Origin of the sequence: Pseudomonas tritici (genome assembly GCF_014268275.3) — a bacterium.
Taxonomy (GTDB): domain Bacteria; phylum Pseudomonadota; class Gammaproteobacteria; order Pseudomonadales; family Pseudomonadaceae; genus Aquipseudomonas; species Aquipseudomonas tritici.
This window is the reverse complement of the sequence record NZ_CP077084.1, coordinates 1,094,544-1,114,429: the sequence shown is the minus strand read 5'-3', so window position 1 is coordinate 1,114,429 and position 19,886 is coordinate 1,094,544. Positions and strand designations below refer to the sequence as shown.

Genomic DNA, 19,886 nt, shown 5'->3' with positions numbered 1-19,886 from the left:
TTACTCAGAGATAGGAGAGGAACAAGCTGTCGAGCAACCGCGACCAACCAGACACCATGACAAACAACAGCAATTTGAGCGGCAGGGAAATGGTCATCGGCGAGACCATTTGCATACCCAGCGCCAGCAGCAGGTTGGAGACGATAAGATCGATGACGATGAAAGGGATGTAGATCAGGAAACCAATCTCGAACCCCGCCTGCAGTTGCGACAGGACAAACGCCGGGATCAGCAGGATCAGGTCTTCGCGCCGTACCTCCTGAGCCATCTGCGCTGGCCACAGGCGCGCGGTGTTTTCCAGCAGGTGCGTCAGCACGTCCGGGTCGATATTGCGCAGCATGAAGGCACGCAGCGGTTTGATAGCCTCATTGCCTGTCTGCAGGAGTGTTTGCACGTTACTCAAGTCCAGAGGCGATACTTTGACGCTCTCGGCGATTTCGTAACCCACCGGGGCCATGATAAACAGCGTGGCTGCCAATGCGATGCCATTGATGGCCATACTCGGTGGCACCTGCTGCACGCCGATGGCGTTACGGGTGATCATCAGCACAATCACTATCTTCAAGAACGCCGTACAGACGACCAACAGCATGGGCATCAGCGACAATGCCCCAAGAAATACCGCCAGGACTAACGGGTCCAGCCCCTGAAGTATCATCGGCCGAACATCACGCGGGACAACTGCAACCCCAGGCGACCGTCGATTTCCACCAGTTGCCCCTGGCCAATCGGACGGTCGCCATAATAAAGGCCGGCCATACCGGGAGAATAACCGGTGACCCCCAGCACCGCGCCGGGCGCGAGATTACGCAACTCACCCAGGGTCAGGTCCAACGTGCCGCAACGTACGTTCAACGCCATGCTGAGCTCGTCGAACGGCTCATGACCGAATACATCCACCACGGGCTCATCCTCTTCATAACCCGAGTAGTGCGGCGCTTCAAAATCTTCGTCCACCGTTGTGCCCTCAATAGAAGTAAGTGTCAGGCACAACGCCCCTGTGCCATCGTCAATGCACCCATGCAGCCGCTGCCTGCCAACCTGAACATGACCTACGCCCTGGGTTTGAAAAAAGTTCTGCTCAAGCATCAGCACATCCCCGACCCGCAGGCTGCGCGCTTGTGCAATCGGCAACTGCAGGCGCCCTAGCGTCACGGCAATTGCCAGTTGAAACGACGCAGGTACCGGTGCAGCATTGGCGCGCCAAGACCCGGCGTCGCACAACGCAATCAACGTCTCGGGCGCCAGCCACACATAGCCCATCACCCGGGCTGCCCCCAGCGTGACGCTGAGTCGGCAACCAAGCCCTTCGGGCCGATCAACCTCCAGTAGCCGCACATAGCCCAACAGCGCTTTCACCTGAGGACTCAAGTGGTGCTGGAATAAAGCCCAGAACCAGGAATCCGGATCGTTGCCTGCGTTGGCCAATGTCACCGGACATTCGCCTAGCAGACTGAGCAGAGGTCCCGCCTCCGCAAGCGCCAACACCCCACATGCCGTTTCGAAGCACAGCGGTTGCGCTCCAGCGGGGGCACGGCCCGGTTCAAGACATAACTCACCGCGCCGCCCGGCAACTTCAAACGGCAGACGCAAACCACGCCCCAGGCGACGGCGAGCAACAGCCGTGTCGCCTCTGACCAGAGGCAGCGTCACCTGCGGCATCATCATGCCGACCCAACAACGGCCAACTGCAGGCTGACCGTGCGCCCCATTGTTTGCGTAAACCGGTCCTCAACCTGTCGCCGCACGCCGCTGAGCCAGCGCGCCGTAGCCTCTTCCTCCGCTTCCAGGTCGAGACTCCAGGCACCCTGCTCGCGGCGCACACTGGCGTTGATCCGCCCCAGGCGAGGCAGGTACAACACTGCCTGAAGCGGCCACTGCGAAGCGGCCTGCAGACGAGGTGCCAGTTGTTCGGCAAGCGCCTCGATCATGGCTGCCCCCTCCACGCCCTTCGTGCCCGACAGAGAGGTTCTCGCACCCGAGCCGTCACCGTCATCGGCCCAAAACCGGGCAAATAACCGCGTCAACTCCGCGGGCACTACGCCTGCATTTCCCGACTCTCGCTCCTCGCGTGTTTCCCGCAGGCGCGGGCGTTCTGCGGGTTTATCTGAAACCTGGGTCATATCGGCTCCTGCGCCAGTAAAAGGGATAACTCCTGAAGTTTTTCCACCTGCCGCAGGCATTCCGTGACCTGTTTCTGGGCACTGCCAACGCGGGTCTGCTTTTCTTCCCGCTGGCCCCGCAAGGCTTCCAACTGCCCCATGTCTCGTCGGGTGCTGGCCGACAACGAGCGCTCCTGGGTTCCCCAGGATTTCAGGGCCTGCAGGGTCAGTACCTGCCCCTGGTGCTGGCTGAGTAACTGAGCACTTTGCAGGGCCTCCTCCTGCCGGGTTTGCTCAAGCGCATCCTGGGCCTGCTGGATATGCGCGAGCAGGGCCTGCTGGGCTCGCTTCGCCTCACGCAAGGCACGTTCGGCACGGTCTGCCCGGTGCCGACGCAGGCGCCGCAACGTCTCGACTTCACCGAGCAACACATCAGAAAGGGACATAGGCCGTCAGCTCCTTGAGTTGCGCCAGCGTCGCCGCCATCGGTGCGGGCTCACGCAAGTCCTGGCGCAAGAAATTGTCGACCGCCTGGCGACTGTCCACCGCCAGGTCAGTCAAGGCATCGCTGCCCGCTTGGTATTCACCTAGCTTGAGCATCAGTTCGATTTGCTGATAGGCCGACAACAAACGCCGCAACGCCGTACCCGCTTGGATATCCGCAGGCTCGGCGACGTTACTCAAGATCCGCGACAGGCTCGCCAGCACATCCACTGCGGGGTAGTGCCCGCGCTCGGCCAACTTGCGGGACAGCACGATATGACCGTCGAGCAGCGAGCGAACCTCATCAGCCACCGGGTCGTTCATGGAGTCTTGCTCGATCAACACGGTATAGATCGCCGTGATCACCCCCTCACGCGTCAACCCGGCGCGCTCCACCAGCCGCGGCAACAGGCTATACACCGAAGGCGGCAGGCCGCCACGACCGAGGGGTTCGCCAGCGGCCAGGCCGATTTCGCGCTGGGCCCTGGCGAATCGGGTCAGGGAGTCGATCAGCAGCAACACGCGAAGCCCCTTGCGCCGATACCCTTCAGCCAATGCAGTCGCCGTGAAGGCCGCACGGGCGCGCTCCATGCTGGAACGATCGGACGTGGCACACACCAGTACCGCTTTGGAACGCAGTTGCTCATCAAGCTCATGATCGAGGAACTCACGCAGCTCCCGACCCCGCTCGCCGATCAGGCCGAACACGATGACATCGCACTCAACGTTACGGGCGATCTCGGCCAACAAGGTGGTCTTGCCGCAGCCCGCCCCCGCGAACAGGCCCACGCGCTGCCCCTCGCCCAGCGTCAGCAGGCCATCGATAGAGCGCACCCCGGTGGCCAGCGCGCGGTTGATCCGCGGGCGCTCGGTGGGCAACGGCGCCTCACACAACACCGCACTCGTGTCCGGTAAGTCGGCCTCGACAAACGCACTGGGGCCTTCTCCCGTGATCGGCCGTCCGAAGCCATCCAGCACCTGGCCCAGCAATGCCTCGCTGACCTGGACCCGATGCGCTACCCCAAGACGCTCCACGCCAGCGCCCACCCGCACCCCTTCCAGGTTGCCCAAGGCACTGAGCACGGCATCCTGCTGATCAAAACCAATGATCTCGGCCAGCATGTAGTCGCCAGGCTTTTTCTCCACCCGACACAAATCACCGATACGCGCCTGAGGCAGCCGGCACTGCAGCAACATGCCATTGACTCGCTGGATGCGACCTCGCATCGTCACAGGCGCAAAAGTGGTCAACGACTGGGCCTGGCGCTGCTGCCAGGCGTCGAGGCGTGCTTGCAGTTCAGCGTTCACCAGCGCACCTCATAACGCTGTACGCCATCGAAGACCACCTTGCTGTTGTCGATCAGCACCAGACGCAGGCCATCCACCTCATCCCCGACAAAAAGTCGGCTGCCCTCCTCCAGGACCACATGACCATTGGGCCCGCCTACGATCTGCACGATCTTGAACGGCAACGTCCCATCGCGTACGCGCACACGGCTGATCACCGGCACCGCGCTGTCGAATTGCTCGCCAAAACGGCTGAGCATGCGCGCGACCAGGTCCACTTCATCCTGTGAGACATCTCCACTGAGCGCGACCTGCCCATTGATCACTTGCAAACCGACTCGCTGGTTCAATTCACGTTCGCTGAGCATCTTCAACAACTGCTGGCGTACCTCAAACGGTGAGGCCAGTTCCTGTTTCTGCACCACAGGCGGCATCAAGGAAGCCAGGGCCTCGGGGTTCCCGGTGGACGCCATGCCCACCACAACAAAGATGACCGTCACCACCAGCACCAGCGTAATCAGACGCTTCTGCTGCGAATGCGAGATGGCCGATAACTTAAGCGCCCGTGCCGGCTCATTGACCCGTGGCGACGCTGGCGCTACGGGGGCGGGCGCCTGGGGCCAGGGTTCATCGGCCAAGGTCACACACAGCCGCACACTGCCGACCCAAAACGTGACGTTGAGCGCCAGGCGTGCGATCTGTGCCAACACCTGACCATCGGCATCCTGCAAAAGCCCCGCTTCAGCCTGCACCGACCAGTTCGAGTCGATGAGTCGCAGCCGCGCATGCTGCTCGGCGATGCCCGGGTCGTTCAGCACCAAGTCAGCATCGGCGTGTGCACCGATGCTCCACTGCTCCCCAAACAATGGCAACGCAGCGCCTTGATGCAGCCCATCAAGCACTCGCAGCTCGAACATCATCGAGCCCTCCGTACTGAACCCAGGCCAACCCTCATGCCACCGCACCGCGCATCAATTCATTCTGGCCCAGGTCGAAACGCCCCAGTACTTTGACCTTGGACGTGCTGCTCAGCTCGGCAAAGGACAGCACCGGCACGTGGTTGAATTCTTCCAGCAACAAGGTACGCAGCGGGCTGCGCAAATCCTGCGCCACCAACATCACGCTCTTGAGTTTCGGGCGCACCGAGAAGGCCTGGTTGAGCAGCCCGACCAACGCCGCGCTATGTTCGTCGTCGAGTGCGAAGAACACCCCGGTCTGCGTCTGGCGTAGCGCTTCACGCAGGATGTTTTCGGTCTGCGGCGACAGCAACCAGGCATGCAGACCGTCGGCTTCGCTGTACTGATGGTAGATCTGTGCCTTAAGCGCAATGCGCGCGTAGTCGGCCAGCGCGTCCGGCTCACGTTCATGCTGGCCGTACTCGATCAGTGACTCGACAATCAGTCGTACAGCCCGCAACGGCACACCTTCGCTGGCCAAGCGTTGCAACACCGCTGAAAAACGGGACAGCGGCATGATCCGCTGCAGCTCCTGAACCAATTCCGGCTGGTTGTGCTCCAGCCAACTAAGGATCGACTTGCTCTCCTGAATCCCCAGGAACTGCGGCCCGCTGAGCATCATTGCCTGCTTCATGCGCTCAACGATCAGACTCGCTGCGGTGAAGCGTTCCACCTGTGGATCATCGAGCAGCGGATCATTCGGCGCCAACCAGACCCAATGCTGTTCATCGCGATCTGCCAAACCCGGTATCGCGTGTGCAGGCTCGACCGTCAGCGCCTTACGCTCAACCGCCACATGAGTGACCACCGAGGCCTTGACCATCGGTACCTCATGCACACAGAAGCGCATTTCATCATCGGCGAGCGAATCATCGAGCTCCACCTCGAACGGTGGCAGTGTCAGGCCGATATTGGCGACCAGTGCGTTCCGGGCCTGGCGAATCGAGTGGACAAGGTCCGTCACCTCAGGCGTCCCTCGCAGTACCGGAGAGAACTGCAACAGGTACGGCCTTGACGGATCAAACCCACGCAAGTCCTCATGACCGTTTTCTTCGGGACGCACCGCTTCCGCGGCTTCAGCTTCGGGTTGCTCCTGCCGTTGACGCTGGCGCATCAGGTAGTACCCCAAGCTACCGGTTATCGTCGCGATGAGGATAAACACCCCGGTAGGCATGCCGGGTACTGCAGCAAATGCAAGCATCCCCACCGAGGCGATCATCCAACTCTTGGGTTCGCTGGTCATTTGCCGGGCAATTTCGGCGCCCATGTTGCTGACACCCTTGCGCCCGTCCGGCGCCACACGGGTGATGATCATGCCGGCGGTGAGGGAGATCAGCAGCGCGGGAATCTGCGCAATCAGGCCATCGCCGATGGTCAGCACCGAGTACAGCGCCATTGAATCGGCGGCACTCAATCCGTGCTGGAACATGCCCGTGGAGAAGCCGCCCAACAGGTTGACCACAACGATAATCAAGCCCGCGATGGCGTCACCCTTGACGAACTTCATGGCCCCGTCCATGGCCCCGAACAATTGGCTCTCGCGCGACAACTGCTCGCGTTTGTCCCGTGCCTGCATGCCGTCAATCAGGCCAGCACGCAGGTCGCTGTCGATGGACATCTGCTTGCCGGGCATCGCATCCAGGCTGAACCGCGCCGCGACTTCCGCCACCCGCTCCGAGCCCTTAGTGATCACCAGGAAGTTGACCAGGGTCAGGATCAGGAAGATCACCATCCCCACGGCCAGGTTGCCGCCGACCACAAAATTGCCGAAGGCTTCGACGATGTCACCGGCGTCTTGCTCCAGCAGGATCAGGCGCGTGGTCGCGATCGATAGCGCCAGGCGAAACATGGTGGTCAACAGCAGGATCGACGGGAACGAAGAGAACGCCAGAGGACCTGGCAGGTACAGTGCCAACACGATCAGCAGGCACGAGATGCAGATGTTGAGCGCGATCAGGATGTCCACCAACCAGGTGGGCAACGGCACGATAAAAATGAAGACGATGGCCAGCACTACCACAGCGCCCAGCACTTCGGCGCGCTGCGCTACCTTGAGCAAAAAGCGGTTGATGGCCGAAAGCGCTGTCACGCCAAGGCCCCCAGTTCACTTGGAAAACGTGCAGGGCCACGCGCGATCCGTTCCAGTTCCCCCATCACCGCCAGGAAGCCACGAAGGGTTTCTTCACGCACTCGACTGTCGAGCCATAACGCTAATGGCAATTGCTGGACCAAGGGGTAAAGGGCATTGAGCGACACCAATTGCTGGGCATTCGGACCACCCGCCAGTTCATCGCCGATCCGAAGAATCTCAGCAGCGGTGATACCAGTACCGGCGAAACTCAGCATGCGCTGCAGCAAGCTCACTGCGTCGTGATTGATGCCCAGGCGCTGGAGCAGCGCATGACAACCCGCCAGCACCCCGCTCAACTGCCCACAGCTTTGCAGGCCCAGTAACAAAGTGCGCAACAGCGGTGTCGGCATTGATGAGACCTTGGCCGCTATATCGTCAGCCAGCGCTTTGCGCATCACGTTGAGCCCGTCCGCAAACCGTTCGCCGCCGTACACGCCGAGCAGCGCCTGCATCATCGTCGACAACGATTGGCGCGTGACCACACTGGCGTAGTAGAGCGAACGCAGCGCCTGGCGCTCCTGCGGATCGACACTGGCCGCCTGCAGTGCCACGGCGATGTTCAGGCCGGCCTGAATCTCCCCTTTGAAGCGGACCTGCAGCTTGGCCATGGCATCACGCGCCAATGCCGCTTCGGACGGGCGCACTTCCGTGTCTGCCTGGGCCGCCACATATTTGAGCACGACGAACGTGCGCGCGGGGTCTCCCTCGGAAAGCCTCAGCAATTCGCCCACATCAGCCCGCTGCCGTAACGCGTCCCTGACCAGCAAAGCGATCATTGCCAGGGTCTTCTTGGCCGGATGACCTAGCTGACGATAAAGCTCCGCCATATGCTCGATCGGAGGCACGTGCACGCTCACCTTCCGCTGACTCAAGGGCTGGCTATTGTTTACCACTTCCAGGTTGAACAGGTAGGCGAGCTCATCCACGCCATTGACGGGCGCAGGCGTAGAGGTCTGGATGACAGCAGGTTGATCCAGGGGACGGACCGTTTGCACATCGGGGGAGGATTCGACTTTCATGGACAGACCTGAACAGGAAGAGTGTTTCCCTGTGTGGCAAGACCTGCTCAAACGGTTCCATCCAGCCGGATCCCGCGACAAATTTGAAAAGACTTGCACAGATCTTCAGAGCTCTGCGCAACGCACTGCACAAAAACGCCTCATTTCAAAATATTTATCTATATAAATTAATGGGTTAGAAAAGATTTTTTCTTGGCACAGCCAGTGCAAAAGGGGTTCCCGTCGACACACTTTCGACTGCGTCTATCCCAAGGAAACAATCATGAATATCCCTATTGAAGCTTTAGCGCACCTCGTTGGCAGCTCGCCTCAATTCATGCTTCACCTGACAGACGATCAGCAAAAAAAACTGCGGCGCTTTATTCACAAGCGCGTCCTCAACCCGGAAGATGCAGACGATCTTCTGCAATTGACGTACCTGGAAGCCTGGCGCAACCGAGAGCGTTTCAGCGGCAATGCCACACTCAGCACTTGGATGTGTGGTATCGCGCAAAACCTTATCCGCAATCACTTCAGGCGCCTGTACGCCAAGCCTGTGCATTGCGAATTTGATGAGTCGCTGTGGCATGGCCAGGAAGACAACCACAACCTGGACTGGGAATTTGAGGTGAACCGGCGCCTGGAAAAAACCCTGAGCGCCATCGACCACCTGCCGATGGAAATGCGCAAGACGCTATACGCCTCACTGGAAACCGACGGTAGCTACCAGGACACAGCTGACGCACTGGACATTCCTATCGGCACTGTTCGCTCGCGCCTTTCAAGGGCGCGCGAACAGCTTAAACGCGCCACTCACAACTCGCAGTTTCCTTAAAGCCAGACCACGCGTTGGGCGGCAGGGATATCTGCCCAACGCGATCAGGCTTTTCGGGTACTCGACAGGGTGAATCACGAACCACTCGTCGCTAGATCCGGTGATTTCGCTTAAACAGTTGAAAGCGTAGATAAAAATTCAAAATAAATGCTTGACGCATTTCTGTTCTACGCGAATAATGCGCGCCACTTGGCTACATAGCTCAGTTGGTTAGAGCATAGCATTCATAATGCTGGGGTCCGGGGTTCAAGTCCCTGTGTAGCCACCAAGTACTAAAAACGGCTTACCGAAAGGTAGGCCGTTTTTTTATGCCTCGCGAAAACTGCTGGGGCCGCCAGCCGCAGCACCTCGGCGCCGCGCTCACACGTCGAAGTGATTCAGATGATCGGCCGGTTTTGCGTCCTCACCCGCTGATCTGCCAGGTCAATAGTCAGATCATGCCTGGGCAGACTGCCCAGCGTATCGTTCAGGTTCATGCGCAACGGTTTATCGGGATCCATTCCGTATTCAAGATCAGCATTGACGCGTTTCTGCGTGAGACTCAGCCCAGCGCTGCTGGAAAAACTGAGATTCATAGTGGGTATCGACATGCCATGGGATTGCGTCGTGGTGTAGCTCAGGCTCATGTTTTTGACACGCAGGTTGGTACGGTCACTCAGGGCACGCCGGATCAGCGGTTCGGTACTTTCACCGGCGAGGTGGCTACGCTCTATTGCGCGCAATACCTGCGGCTTGAGCTCCATGCCGAGCTTCACTGAAGTGCCCTCACCCTGGCGCCACTGATCAAGTACCTGGGCAAACTGGGGGTCATCCTTCAACCACTGTTCAATGGCCGCCTTGTTGGCCGGCGCCACATCATCCAGCCACGCATGGCGCCCGTCATCCCGTAACCCCACACGCGTGACGGAAGACTCGACCGACGCCAGTTGGCGCAGCCCGTTCTTCACCAGGTCCTGCTGGGTGATCAACTTATCCAGTGACTGGCTGATGGCGTGATAAGCGTCCGGCTTCGTTGCCATGGGCGGATGAGTCGTGAGAAACCGTTGCACCGTGGCCAACTGTTGATCGATGGTGCTCCCCGACAGCCCGATCGCTGCCAGCTCCCGCCTGAAAGTCGGCGAGTAAAGCGACACGCTGCGGGTGAGTTCATCCATCTGAGACTGCGTAACCGGTTGCGGATGCTTGAACGAAAAACTGAAAGCCTGCGATTCGCCGCGATCAAACTTCACCATGACCGACAGTTCCGGCAACAAGGCCGCCGCCGCGCTGGGCCCGTCACTGTCGGCCCGGCCTAACGCCAACGCGTTGAGCGGCGCGATGTTGGCGCCAACCCCGCCCTGCCTGAATAATTGAGCACTGGTTGTCGTACCTTGGCTGGTACCTGTTGCGGTGTACGTGGTCGACTGGCTCTTATCTGCATGCGCGAGATTGAGGTTGCCCACCACACCGACGCCAGCGCGTATCACTGAGTCCAACTCGGCGATGTTTTCCCGCGGGCTGTACATCAAGCGCAATTGGGTGAGTACGTCCAGATTGACGTCACCACTGATCTTGGAGCTCTTGCCTGTCGCGTGCTCCTCACCCAACGCCAGCAAGTCATAGACGGTACCGTTCTCGCCGGTAAGGATCGACATCATCTTGCCAAAGTCTGCTTCTTTCACGTCAAAGCCGATGCTCGACCCTGTGTTTTTCGCCACCGCTGCTGTCAGTTCCGCAGCGACCCTCAAGGCCGGCCCCACCGCCTCCGGTCCTCGCCCCAGCGTCAAGCCAGAGGCCACCGAACCGGCCAGCCGCCGCATATCGTCCGTACTGATCTCAACCCGCGCGCCTTTGTCGGTGCGGCTGATACTCACACCGTGGGTATGCGACTTGGAGGCGCCCAAGAAGAACTCCAGGGGGGCTATGGGTTTTACCTCCGTCACCATCAACCCCACGCTTTTACCTTGGGTCCGGCTCGGCGCGAGGGTCTGGCCACTGCCCAGTTGCTGTACCTGCTGCGTCATTGCCTCCTTGATGGAAGCACCGGTGGGCAATCCCAGCAGGCTCGAAAGATGCCAGTGCAGCGCAGAACCAGGTGTTCCAAGGTCCTTGGCCAACAGTTTGAAGTTGCCATACAACGACTCCGCCTGCTCATAGCTGGCAATACCTTGGCTGGCCAATGTGTGGACAGGGCTGGTTTTATACGCCTGCATCGTCTCGCGCAGAGCGGTTCCTATGCGCTCCAGGCCGCTTGGGCTAACGCCTGACGTATCGTCGAGCGCACGTGCCAGATCCGCCAGTTGCTTGAGCGTGCTTGCATGATGAATCAGGTCGCCCTCAATGAGTGCCGAGGGGTGGTCACGGTTGCGCTTGCGCTCGGGCGTCCAAGCAGGAAGCGCCAAGCCTTGGCCTTCAAGGTTGGCCAATAGCGCAGCGGTCGATTTTTGCGCCGAGGGGGAGACTCTTTTAAACACGTCATACAGTTGATGCAGCGTCGAACCGGGGTCGATCGCCGCCCTGCTCAACGTGGGCCGAGCGTCAAATGCCATGCCATGCACGTCTGCCAGGCGGCGCGCGCTTGACTGGCTACTGTGTTCGACGTCGGTCAGCGCTTGGCGGATCTGCTCGGCCAACGCCTGACGCGGCCCCGGCTTGCTCAGGGCGGCGAGCCGCACGCCCAGGTCAGCAGGAACCGGCCGACTCTGCGCCAGAGGCTTGAGCTGTTCATGCAGGCGTTTATCGTCAGCATAGATCCCTTCCAGCCCCTTGCGGCCTTTGAAATGGTGCTGAATATCCTTACCCATCTGGCTAAGGCCTTCCAGCGGGTGGAAGTGCGCCTTGATCCCTTTGATAAAATTGCGCTTGAGCGGCACCCCCTCACGGGTTTGCCCCATCACATTGCTGCTGACGGTCAGCGCGCCCCCATTGAACTGTGCACGCATCGAAGTATCCACCAACGTATCAGCCAGTGACGGTGCCTGACTCGTCGATTGCACCGGGCCCCACTTCATCGTACTGGCGGTGGCATTCTCCAGCCGATGGAACTGCTTGTCCCACCCGCCAACCAGGTGCTTATCGGCGCCCATCCGCAGGGATTCCAAGGGCTGGCGATCCGGTAGTTCAACCTTGCTCCAGCTTTGCGCCTGCTCGGTTTTGCCCTGCCAGGCCTGGCGATCCAACCTGAACAAATCGCCTTCCTGGGTATGTGCATACAGATTTCCCACGTGATCCAGGGCGAGTGTCTTTATGTCAATCGTGGGGCTCAGTTCCAACGCCCTGGCGACGCCGTCCTGATGGACCTGCAGCTGGTTATCCTGATTGACGGTCACAAAATTTCGGCCGTCCGCTACAGCGAATCCGGTCACGGGCTTTTGACTATCCCCGGCGAGCACCTCGCCAAGGGACACGTGCGGGCGCGGCGCGGGAAGTGCGACCAGATCGTGACTGGCGCCCTCAATCAACGGGTCGCGCACTTGACTGATGGCTACCGCCTTCAATTGCCCCTCTTGCAGCACATAGGCGCGACCATCCAGCCCACACGCCAGATGTTCGATACCAGGCTGCCCAGCGTTTTCCCAACGTTGTGCCGTCGCATCCCAGGTCAACAGGTTGCCTGCATCGAGTGCAATCTTGCCCCGTTGTCCGAGATCCACCGCCGACGCCAGCGCCTGCAGGCTGGGCAGGGGCAGCCCTTTCTCGATGTGTTTGACCAGCACATCGCTGAGGTTCCATTGCGGGCTTAGTGCATGTCCGTCACTCAAGGGCACGCTGTGCAATTGAAGGCGTGCGTCGCGCACCTGGGCATTGAGTTGCCCGGCGTCATCATGAAAGAAGCCTTCCACATTGACGGCGCCCTTCAGCGCCCGCTCCAGCGCGTCGACCGTTTGCCTGACCATGGGCAGCTTGTCATCTCGTGCCATGCGCAGGTCGGCACGGACTAACTCACCGTCGGTGGTCGCACCAAACAAGGCGTTTCCCGACACCCCGATACGCATGAGTTGCACCGGCAAACCTGACTCATCGACCGGGCGCACAGTCTGTGCGCCAACCCCTTGGAGATGCACAACAGAAATATCCCGGTCCTGACTTAGCAGCACCGTAGTGCGCCCTTGGGCGCTGCTGTCTGCAAACGCTTCGGGCGTCTTCAGCAACTCACCTTCTTTGCTCAGGCCAATGCGGCTGAATGCGCGAGCATCCGCGTCTGGCTTCCAGGAAAGCGTGAGGGGCTCGAACCGAAACAGTCGTGCGCCATCCAGGCGAAACTGCTGGCCCTCTGCAGTGGTTTGAATGGCGCTGACGCTACCCAAATGCGCGCGCCCCGGGCCGTCACCTGCGCCGTCGGCAGCATCGGGAAAGCTGCTTTTGAACACCGCTGCGACAGCGGGTGTGGACTGAATATGAAACAGGTACCGACGTTCATCCTTCATCCGCAACGTATGGGTACCCGCTGCAGAAGGACCATCGGCCACATAGTGTTTATTCGGCTGGTTGAGGTGTTGGGCGATTTCACGCCCCGCAAGCGTCGTATCAGCCTGCACCTTCCCGTTGATAAGTCGGGCATCGAACTGCATTGAGGTCGGTTGAAGTGTTTGATAGTGGAGCAACGACACTGGCGGTAACAACGGCGGGCTTTTACGCGGAGGGGTTTCCTCGTGCCATTGCGTCACGCAATTGGCAAGGGCACGCTGTAATTTGAGAAGCGGATCTAATCCTGTGTGCATGGTAATGCTCCTAAACATAATGAATCACAGCTGTCTAGTGGGCACTCGCTGTTTTTGGTTCCATTTATGCCTAATCACAACGGCGACTTCATGCGCCCGAAAAAACCTTCCATCTGTATTTTGACGCTCGCCTGACCCACTGTTAGTGTCCGGCTCCCCCCTCAACGGAGTGCGCTCGATGAAACTGGATATCTATCAAGTCGACGCTTTCAGCCAAACCGTCTTCGGCGGCAACCCGGCGGCGGTCTGCCCGCTGGCCGAGTGGCTGAGCGATGAGCAACTGCAGAACATTGCAGCGGAAAACAATCTCTCCGAAACCGCCTACTTCGTCCCTCGTGAGGGGTTCTATGAGTTGCGCTGGTTTACCCCGCAAGTCGAAGTGGACCTGTGTGGCCATGCCACGCTCGCGGCGGCGTGGGTGCTGATCCATCAGATGGGGGATGCGCCAGACGTGTTGCGCTTTGCTACCCGTAGCGGCGAGCTACGGGTAACGCGTCAGGGCGATGAACTGGCGATGGACTTCCCCGCCAAGCAACCTCAAGGCTGCGAACCGCCCGCGGGCATGTTGAGCGCGCTGGGCATTGAACAGGCCGAAGTGTTCAGCACCGATGACTACATCGTGCTGCTCGAAGACGAAGCCCAAGTTGCCGCATTGACGCCAGATTTCGCAGGCCTCAAGGGCCTGCCCAAGCGCGGGATTGCGGTAACGGCCAAAAGCACGCAGTTTGATTTTATCTCCCGTTGGTTCGGCCCGAATGTGGGCGTGAATGAAGACCCGGTTACCGGATCGGCCCACACGTCATTGGCGCCGTTCTGGGCCGAACGCTTGGGCAAGGTGCAACTCACCGCAGAACAAGGCGGCAAGCGCCGTGGCCAATTGCGCTGCGAACTCATGGGGGACCGCGTGATCATTTCCGGTCATGCGGTGCTCTACCTGCAAGGCACGATTTACCTGTAAAAAAGCAGTACCCCAAGGACAACAGATCATTCTCAAAATGAACGGAGTTCAGCGCGTGTTTTCGATTTCCCGCCGTCAATTGTCAGTGGTTGCCGCAGCCCTCGCCCTGGCAGCCTGCCACACGCCTGTCACCGAACAGCCGCCGGCACCGGAGCTGGGTTCGGGCTATCGCACCGGCCTCACGACCCAACACGCCGAGCGTCATATGGCCGCTGCCGCCAACCCCCTGGCGGCCGAGGCCGGACGCGACATGTTGCGCCTGGGCGGTTCGGCGATTGATGCAGCGATTGCGATGCAAGCGGTGTTGACCCTGGTGGAGCCGCAATCATCGGGCATCGGCGGGGGTGCATTTATCATGCTGTGGGACGGCAAAAACGTGCAGGCGTATGACGGCCGTGAAACCGCACCGGCCGGGGCAACCGAGCGGTTGTTCCTGAAGGCAGACGGCAAGCCGATGACCTTTCCCGAGGCGCAGATCGGTGGGCGCTCGGTCGGTACGCCTGGCGTCTTGCGTGCACTCGAAATGGCACACAAAAAGACCGGCCACCTGCCGTGGGCCAAGCTGTTCGAACCGGCGATCAGGCTGTCGGAACAGGGCTTCGCGATTTCTCCGCGCCTGCACAGTTTGATCGCGGCCGATCGCTACATCGCGCAATCGCCAGACATGGCGGCGTACTTCCTGAACGCCGATGGCACGCCGAAAGCCATCGGCACCGTGTTGAAAAACCCGGCACTGGCAGACGTGTTCAAGCGCATCGCCAAGGAAGGGCCGGATGCGCTGTACCACGGGCCGATTGCCGATGAGATCGCCCGCACAGTGCAGGGCAATCGTAATGCGGGCAGCCTGTCCCTGGCAGACCTGAAGGGCTACACCGCCAAGGAACGCACGCCACTGTGCACTGACTACAAACAATGGAAGGTGTGTGGGATGCCGCCGCCGTCATCGGGTGGGATCGCCATCGCGCAAATCCTCGGCACCTTGCAGGCGCTGGAAGCCCACGACCCAGGGCTGGCCATCGCAGCGATGCAACCGGTGAAAAGCCCATCGCACGACGGCCTTGAGCCGACACCCGAAGCCGTGCACCTGCTGGCCGAAGCCGGTCGCCTGGCCTTTGCTGATCGCGCGTTATACGTTGCCGACGCCGACTTTGTCCCGGTGCCGGTGGCAGGCCTTGTCGCACCGGACTACCTGGCCAGGCGCGCCACCTTGATCGGCGAGCGCAGCATGGGCATCGCCAAGCCGGGCTTGCCTGCGGGCATTCAGGTGGCTTACGCACCCGATCGCTCGCCGCTGCGCATCTCTACCTCGCAAGTGGTGGCAGTGGATGACCAGGGCGGCGCCGTGTCGATGACCACCACGGTGGAAGCGGCGTTTGGCTCGCATGTCATGGTCCAGGGCTTCTTGCTTAACAACCAGCTGACCGACTTTTCGTTTATTCCCGAAGAAAATGGCCAGCCTGTTGCGAACCGTGTCGAGCCCGGCAAACGCCCGCGTTCGGCCATGGCGCCGACGCTGGTGTTCGACCGCAAAAGCGGCGAGTTACTGGCCACGGTCGGCTCGCCCGGCGGATCGCAGATCATCGAATACGTGAGCAAGTCCCTGGTCGCGATGCTTGACTGGAAGCTCGACCCGCAAACCGCCATCAGCCTGCCCAACTTTGGCAGCCGCAACGGTGCGACCGAGCTGGAAGCCGGTATGTTCAGCCCCGCATTGAAACAGGCGCTCAAGGAGAAGGGCCATGCAGTGAGCGAGATCGATATGACCAGCGGCATCCAGGCCATCGTTCGCACGCGGGATGCCCAGGGCAAGGTGTCACTGAACGGCGGCGCCGACCCACGGCGCGAAGGCCAGGCGGTCGGCGACTGAACATTTCAATCAACGGAGAAAGCGCCCGTGCAGCAGGCAGATAATCTCGACACCATCCCGGGTGTAGCCCACGGTTTTTGTTCGATCAATGATCCGCTGCGCCCGGCAGAGGTGTTCATCTGCAAGCAGGTGCACAGTGCGTCGGTGATTGAATGGCAAGCCGAGCAGGTGACCAACACCGTGGAGGCGGATGGCGTGTACACGGGTGAGCATCAGCCAATCGCCGTGATCACTGCCGATTGCTTGCCCCTTCTGATTGCCTCGGAAAATGGCGAGAAGGTGGCGGCCGTGCATGGTGGCTGGAAGGGGCTGCAAGGCGGAATTATCGCCAATGCCGTGAAACGTTTTGCCGATGAAGGGATTAACGTCGACCAATTGCGAGTCGCGATCGGACCGGCGATCAAACCTTGCTGTTATGAGGTGAGCGAGGCGTTTGTCGCCCAACTTCAGGCTGACCAGGGGCACTTGTGGCACAGCGCTCAGGCGCCTTGGAGCACCGTGCAGCCTGCACCGCTGTTGCCACCACAGATCGCGCCGCCGCAAGCCAGGCAAGCGGGAAGCGCGTGGTTTGATTTGAGTGGGTATGGAGGAATGTTGCTGCAAGCGGCAGGCGTTCGACCAGAGCAGATCGAGGTGAGTGAGGTATGTACTTACTGCACCTCACCCACGTTTGCGAGCTATCGCCGCAGGACACATCACCCGGAGGAGGCGAAGACGTTGATCTATTCGTGGATTGCTCCCTCGCCGCAAACCGCTGGCCTCACCGACTGATCTTCAGCCCCTTACGCCCCGCATGCCGCTCCAGCGCCAGCTCAATCAACCGGCTCACCAGCTCGCTGTAACTCATCCCCGCCGCCTGCCACAACTTGGGGTACATGCTGATGCGGGTGAAGCCGGGCAGTGAATTGATTTCGTTGATCAACACTTCGCCGGCATCGGTGAGGAACACGTCGACCCGCGCCAGGCCGGAACAGCCCAGCACCTCAAACGCCTCAATGGCCAGCCCGCGAATGCGCTCGCTGGCTTCGTGGCTGATATCGGCCGGTACCACCACTTTGGCAGCCTGGTCGTCGATGTATTTGCTGTCATAGGAATAGAAACCGTTGCTCACCACGATTTCGCCACAACCACTGGCAATAGGATGTTCGTTGCCCAGCACGGCGCATTCGATTTCACGGCCTTGGACGGCGGATTCAACCAGCACTTTTTCATCAAAGCCCAGGGCCAATTCGACGCCAGCCTGGTATTCGGCCTCGTCGCCGACCTTGCTCACACCCACCGAGGAGCCTTGATTGGCGGGCTTGACGAACATCGGCAAGCCGAGCTTGCTCACCGCCGTCTCAAAGGACGTACGCGACGCATTGCTCCGTGTCAGGGTGATGAACGGCGTAACGGCAATCCCGGCATCGCGCAGCAGGCGCTTGCTGATGTCCTTGTCCATGCACACCGCCGAACCGAGTACATCCGAGCCGACGAAAGGCAGGTCAGCCATGCGCAACAGGCCTTGCAGGCAACCGTCTTCGCCGAGGCTGCCGTGGACAATAGGGAAGATCACATCGACATGTTCCAGCAGGCCGGTGCCAGAGGTCTCCACCAGTTGCTGGCTGGCCTTGCCGGGCACTACAGCCAGTTCGCGGTTGGACTGGTTCAGGGCAATCAGGGCCGGGTTTTCCTGGTTGAGCAAGAAGTTCGACGTATCGTTGAGGTGCCAGTGGCCGGCCTTGTCGATGCCGATCAGCACCGGCTCGAAACGTGAGCGATCCAGCGCATCGACGATATTGCGCGCCGATTGCAATGAGACTTCGTGCTCGGCCGAACGGCCACCAAAAATAATACCTACCCGCACCTTGCTCATGACCCTGCCTCACTGTTGAAAGTAAGGCTTCTTACCACGTGCGGTCAGCGATTCGCTACCAGATGCGCGCCAAACAACAGGTAGCAGCCGCCGGCAAAGCGGTCGAGCCACTTACGCGAGCGGCTGTACACGTTAGCCATACGCTCGCTGGAAAACACCAAGGCCACGCAGGAATACCAACTGAACGACAAGGTCGCCATGGTGATCACCGCCAGCGTCAACAGCATCGGCGATGGCGAAGGCGGCATGGTCGAGGCGAAGATGGTCGCCACAAACAGTGCGGCCTTCGGGTTGGACAGATTACCCAGCAACCCCAGGCGCCATGCAGAGAACAGCGAACGACGCGCCTCAGCCGGCAGCACGTTCTGGCTCATGCTCGGTGCCGAGCGCTTGAAGAGTTTCAAGCCAAGGTAAATCAGATAGCAGCCGCCGATGATCTTGAACGCCATGTACAGCATCGGCGCGGCGGTAAACAGCGACTTGATGCCCAGGCCTCCCGCCAACCCCCACATGATGGTGCCCGTCGCCACACCGGCGGACGCCACCACACCATGGCGGCGCGAACAACTGGCGGCCAATTGCGCGGTGTTGAAGAAGTTAGGCCCCGGCGTCACCACCGCGACAGTCCAGAGCAACGCCAGCGACAACAACGGAGCAGCGTACGGCAGGTGGGTGAGCAGCATCGAATGATCCTTCTTCGCGGTGTGGACAAGCCCCTACGGGTCGGCAGCCGGCTCTGCCATATGTACAAGCAAATCACCGGGCTGGCAATCCAGATAGGCGCAGATGGCATCCAGCTTGCACAATCGTTCAAGACCCGACAGACAAGCCGCCGCAGACTGGGTTAACGTGTTTCCACCTCTTTTTTGTGACCACTCACCATGGGCAATCCCTCCGTCACCCTCGATTGGCTACACCGCGCCCCGCACGCCAGTGGCCTGGACCGTATCGAGGCGTACTTCGCCGGCTTTGCCTTTGACCCGCATCGCCACGACACCTACGCCATCGGGCGTACGTTGACTGGCGTGCAAAGCTTTCACTATCGCGGCGCCATGATCCACAGCCTGCCTGGCACGACCATGGTGCTTCACCCCGATGAGACCCATGACGGTCACGCCGGCAGTGACGAAGGTTTCAAATACCGGATGATTTACATCGAGCCATCGCTGATCCAGCAGATTCTCGGTGGCAAGCCGTTGCCCTTTATCCCCAGTGGTTTATCCACAGACCCAAGGCTGTTCCGCGCCAGCGAAGTGCTGCTGCAAAACCTGGATAACCCCATCGACCCGTTGCAGGAGCAGGACGCCCTGTTCGATTTGGCCCATGCGCTGAACAACCTCTCGGGCGGTATCGTCAGCCGCAAGACCTTCGATTACCTCGCCGCCGAGCGCGCCCGGGAGTTTATCCACAGCGCCTTGGGCCGCAGCATCACCCTGGATGAAATGGCCGAACACGCCGGCCGGGACCGCTGGGCGCTATCGCGGGATTTTCGCCTGTTGTTCGGCACCAGCCCCTACCGCTACCTGACCATGCGTCGGCTGGACCTGGTGCGCAGCCTGTTGACCCAGGGCCAGTCGCTGGTAGACGCGGCGTTGACCGCGGGGTTCACCGACCAGAGCCACATGACTCGGCAATTTCGCAGCACCTACGGCATGCCACCGTCGCGTTGGGTGAAGATGCTCGGGCGCTGAAACCCCGATTTGAAATGCAACCC

At 60.4% G+C, this 19,886-nt stretch carries 17 protein-coding genes and 1 tRNA gene; 6 read left to right on the top strand and 12 right to left on the bottom strand.

The window, feature by feature from the left end:
* Window positions 1-4: 4 nt before the first annotated feature.
* From sctR to sctW, 8 genes are read right to left on the bottom strand one after another with little or no spacing between them, the layout of a single operon-like run.
* Window positions 5-658, bottom strand: coding sequence for a type III secretion system export apparatus subunit SctR (sctR, locus tag HU722_RS04770; RefSeq protein WP_065879666.1), 654 nt, complete (start codon window positions 656-658; stop codon window positions 5-7).
* Complete coding sequence (locus tag HU722_RS04765; RefSeq protein WP_065890573.1) at window positions 655-1,668, bottom strand: FliM/FliN family flagellar motor switch protein; 1,014 nt, start codon at window positions 1,666-1,668, stop codon at window positions 655-657. The genes sctR and HU722_RS04765 overlap by 4 nt, the downstream gene beginning before the upstream one ends.
* Window positions 1,665-2,123 (bottom strand): type III secretion system HrpP C-terminal domain-containing protein, encoded by a 459-nt coding sequence (locus HU722_RS04760; protein WP_065890575.1) that lies wholly within the window; start codon window positions 2,121-2,123, stop codon window positions 1,665-1,667. Before HU722_RS04760 ends, HU722_RS04765 begins: the two co-directional genes overlap by 4 nt.
* Window positions 2,120-2,548 (bottom strand): type III secretion system stalk subunit SctO, encoded by a 429-nt coding sequence (gene sctO / locus HU722_RS04755; RefSeq protein ID WP_065879669.1) that lies wholly within the window; start codon window positions 2,546-2,548, stop codon window positions 2,120-2,122. The genes HU722_RS04760 and sctO overlap by 4 nt, the downstream gene beginning before the upstream one ends.
* A complete protein-coding gene (locus tag HU722_RS04750) occupies window positions 2,535-3,893 on the bottom strand; it encodes a FliI/YscN family ATPase (RefSeq protein ID WP_065879670.1) in 1,359 nt (452 codons plus the stop codon). The genes sctO and HU722_RS04750 overlap by 14 nt, the downstream gene beginning before the upstream one ends.
* A complete protein-coding gene (locus HU722_RS04745) occupies window positions 3,890-4,789 on the bottom strand; it encodes an FHA domain-containing protein (RefSeq protein WP_065879684.1) in 900 nt (299 codons plus the stop codon). The genes HU722_RS04750 and HU722_RS04745 overlap by 4 nt, the downstream gene beginning before the upstream one ends.
* A 34-nt stretch (window positions 4,790-4,823) precedes the next feature.
* A complete protein-coding gene (gene sctV / locus HU722_RS04740; RefSeq protein ID WP_065890577.1) occupies window positions 4,824-6,917 on the bottom strand; it encodes a type III secretion system export apparatus subunit SctV in 2,094 nt (697 codons plus the stop codon).
* On the bottom strand, window positions 6,914-7,978 hold the full coding sequence (gene sctW / locus HU722_RS04735) for a type III secretion system gatekeeper subunit SctW (protein ID WP_186754952.1): 1,065 nt from the start codon (window positions 7,976-7,978) through the stop codon (window positions 6,914-6,916). The genes sctV and sctW overlap by 4 nt, the downstream gene beginning before the upstream one ends.
* A 262-nt stretch (window positions 7,979-8,240) precedes the next feature.
* Here sctW and HU722_RS04730 point away from each other — a divergent pair, with 262 nt between their 5' ends.
* On the top strand, window positions 8,241-8,792 hold the full coding sequence (locus HU722_RS04730) for an RNA polymerase sigma factor (protein ID WP_065875213.1): 552 nt from the start codon (window positions 8,241-8,243) through the stop codon (window positions 8,790-8,792).
* Window positions 8,793-8,983: 191 nt separating this feature from the next.
* Window positions 8,984-9,060 (top strand) — tRNA-Met (locus tag HU722_RS04725).
* 109 nt (window positions 9,061-9,169) lie between these two features.
* Here the strand turns inward: HU722_RS04725 and HU722_RS04720 are convergent.
* Window positions 9,170-13,492, bottom strand: coding sequence for an AvrE-family type 3 secretion system effector (locus HU722_RS04720; RefSeq protein ID WP_065879673.1), 4,323 nt, complete (start codon window positions 13,490-13,492; stop codon window positions 9,170-9,172).
* A gap of 178 nt (window positions 13,493-13,670) precedes the next feature.
* On the opposite strand from HU722_RS04720, the gene HU722_RS04715 reads away from it, so the two are divergent.
* Genes HU722_RS04715 through pgeF form a run of 3 tightly spaced genes read left to right on the top strand, consistent with a single transcriptional unit; the run spans window position 13,671 to window position 17,088 of the window.
* On the top strand, window positions 13,671-14,450 hold the full coding sequence (locus tag HU722_RS04715; RefSeq protein WP_065875215.1) for a PhzF family phenazine biosynthesis protein: 780 nt from the start codon (window positions 13,671-13,673) through the stop codon (window positions 14,448-14,450).
* A 37-nt stretch (window positions 14,451-14,487) separates the two neighbouring features.
* On the top strand, window positions 14,488-16,317 hold the full coding sequence (ggt, locus tag HU722_RS04710) for a gamma-glutamyltransferase (RefSeq protein WP_065875216.1): 1,830 nt from the start codon (window positions 14,488-14,490) through the stop codon (window positions 16,315-16,317).
* 27 nt (window positions 16,318-16,344) lie between these two features.
* Window positions 16,345-17,088, top strand: coding sequence for a peptidoglycan editing factor PgeF (gene pgeF / locus HU722_RS04705; RefSeq protein ID WP_065879674.1), 744 nt, complete (start codon window positions 16,345-16,347; stop codon window positions 17,086-17,088).
* On the opposite strand, the gene ddlA is transcribed toward pgeF, so the two are convergent.
* Genes ddlA through HU722_RS28795 form a run of 3 tightly spaced genes read right to left on the bottom strand, consistent with a single transcriptional unit; the run spans window position 17,078 to window position 18,978 of the window.
* On the bottom strand, window positions 17,078-18,172 hold the full coding sequence (ddlA, locus tag HU722_RS04700) for a D-alanine--D-alanine ligase (protein ID WP_065890578.1): 1,095 nt from the start codon (window positions 18,170-18,172) through the stop codon (window positions 17,078-17,080). The two genes, pgeF and ddlA, sit on opposite strands and share 11 nt — an antisense overlap.
* Window positions 18,173-18,216: 44 nt before the next feature.
* Window positions 18,217-18,855, bottom strand: coding sequence for a LysE family transporter (locus tag HU722_RS04695; protein WP_065875219.1), 639 nt, complete (start codon window positions 18,853-18,855; stop codon window positions 18,217-18,219).
* Between the two features lie 33 nt (window positions 18,856-18,888).
* The gene (locus tag HU722_RS28795; RefSeq protein WP_225930676.1) at window positions 18,889-18,978 is read right to left on the bottom strand and encodes a helix-turn-helix domain-containing protein; all 90 of its coding nucleotides are present in this window, start codon (window positions 18,976-18,978) and stop codon (window positions 18,889-18,891) included.
* 75 nt (window positions 18,979-19,053) lie between these two features.
* Between HU722_RS28795 and HU722_RS04685 the strand changes: the two genes are divergently transcribed.
* Complete coding sequence (locus HU722_RS04685; protein ID WP_065890579.1) at window positions 19,054-19,863, top strand: AraC family transcriptional regulator; 810 nt, start codon at window positions 19,054-19,056, stop codon at window positions 19,861-19,863.
* Window positions 19,864-19,886: the final 23 nt, after the last annotated feature.

Excerpts from the sequence above, each read along its gene's own strand:
- sctR (WP_065879666.1), bottom strand. The coding sequence starts at position 658 with ATGATACTTCAGGGGCTGGACCCGTTAGTCCTGGCGGTATTTCTTGGG.
- HU722_RS04765 (WP_065890573.1), bottom strand. The coding sequence starts at position 1,668 with ATGATGATGCCGCAGGTGACGCTGCCTCTGGTCAGAGGCGACACGGCT.
- HU722_RS04760 (WP_065890575.1), bottom strand. The coding sequence starts at position 2,123 with ATGACCCAGGTTTCAGATAAACCCGCAGAACGCCCGCGCCTGCGGGAA.
- sctO (WP_065879669.1), bottom strand. The coding sequence starts at position 2,548 with ATGTCCCTTTCTGATGTGTTGCTCGGTGAAGTCGAGACGTTGCGGCGC.
- HU722_RS04745 (WP_065879684.1), bottom strand. The coding sequence starts at position 4,789 with ATGTTCGAGCTGCGAGTGCTTGATGGGCTGCATCAAGGCGCTGCGTTG.
- sctW (WP_186754952.1), bottom strand. The coding sequence starts at position 7,978 with ATGAAAGTCGAATCCTCCCCCGATGTGCAAACGGTCCGTCCCCTGGAT.
- HU722_RS04730 (WP_065875213.1), top strand. The coding sequence starts at position 8,241 with ATGAATATCCCTATTGAAGCTTTAGCGCACCTCGTTGGCAGCTCGCCT.
- HU722_RS04720 (WP_065879673.1), bottom strand. The coding sequence starts at position 13,492 with ATGCACACAGGATTAGATCCGCTTCTCAAATTACAGCGTGCCCTTGCC.
- HU722_RS04715 (WP_065875215.1), top strand. The coding sequence starts at position 13,671 with ATGAAACTGGATATCTATCAAGTCGACGCTTTCAGCCAAACCGTCTTC.
- ggt (WP_065875216.1), top strand. The coding sequence starts at position 14,488 with ATGAACGGAGTTCAGCGCGTGTTTTCGATTTCCCGCCGTCAATTGTCA.
- ddlA (WP_065890578.1), bottom strand. The coding sequence starts at position 18,172 with ATGAGCAAGGTGCGGGTAGGTATTATTTTTGGTGGCCGTTCGGCCGAG.
- HU722_RS04695 (WP_065875219.1), bottom strand. The coding sequence starts at position 18,855 with ATGCTGCTCACCCACCTGCCGTACGCTGCTCCGTTGTTGTCGCTGGCG.
- HU722_RS04685 (WP_065890579.1), top strand. The coding sequence starts at position 19,054 with ATGGGCAATCCCTCCGTCACCCTCGATTGGCTACACCGCGCCCCGCAC.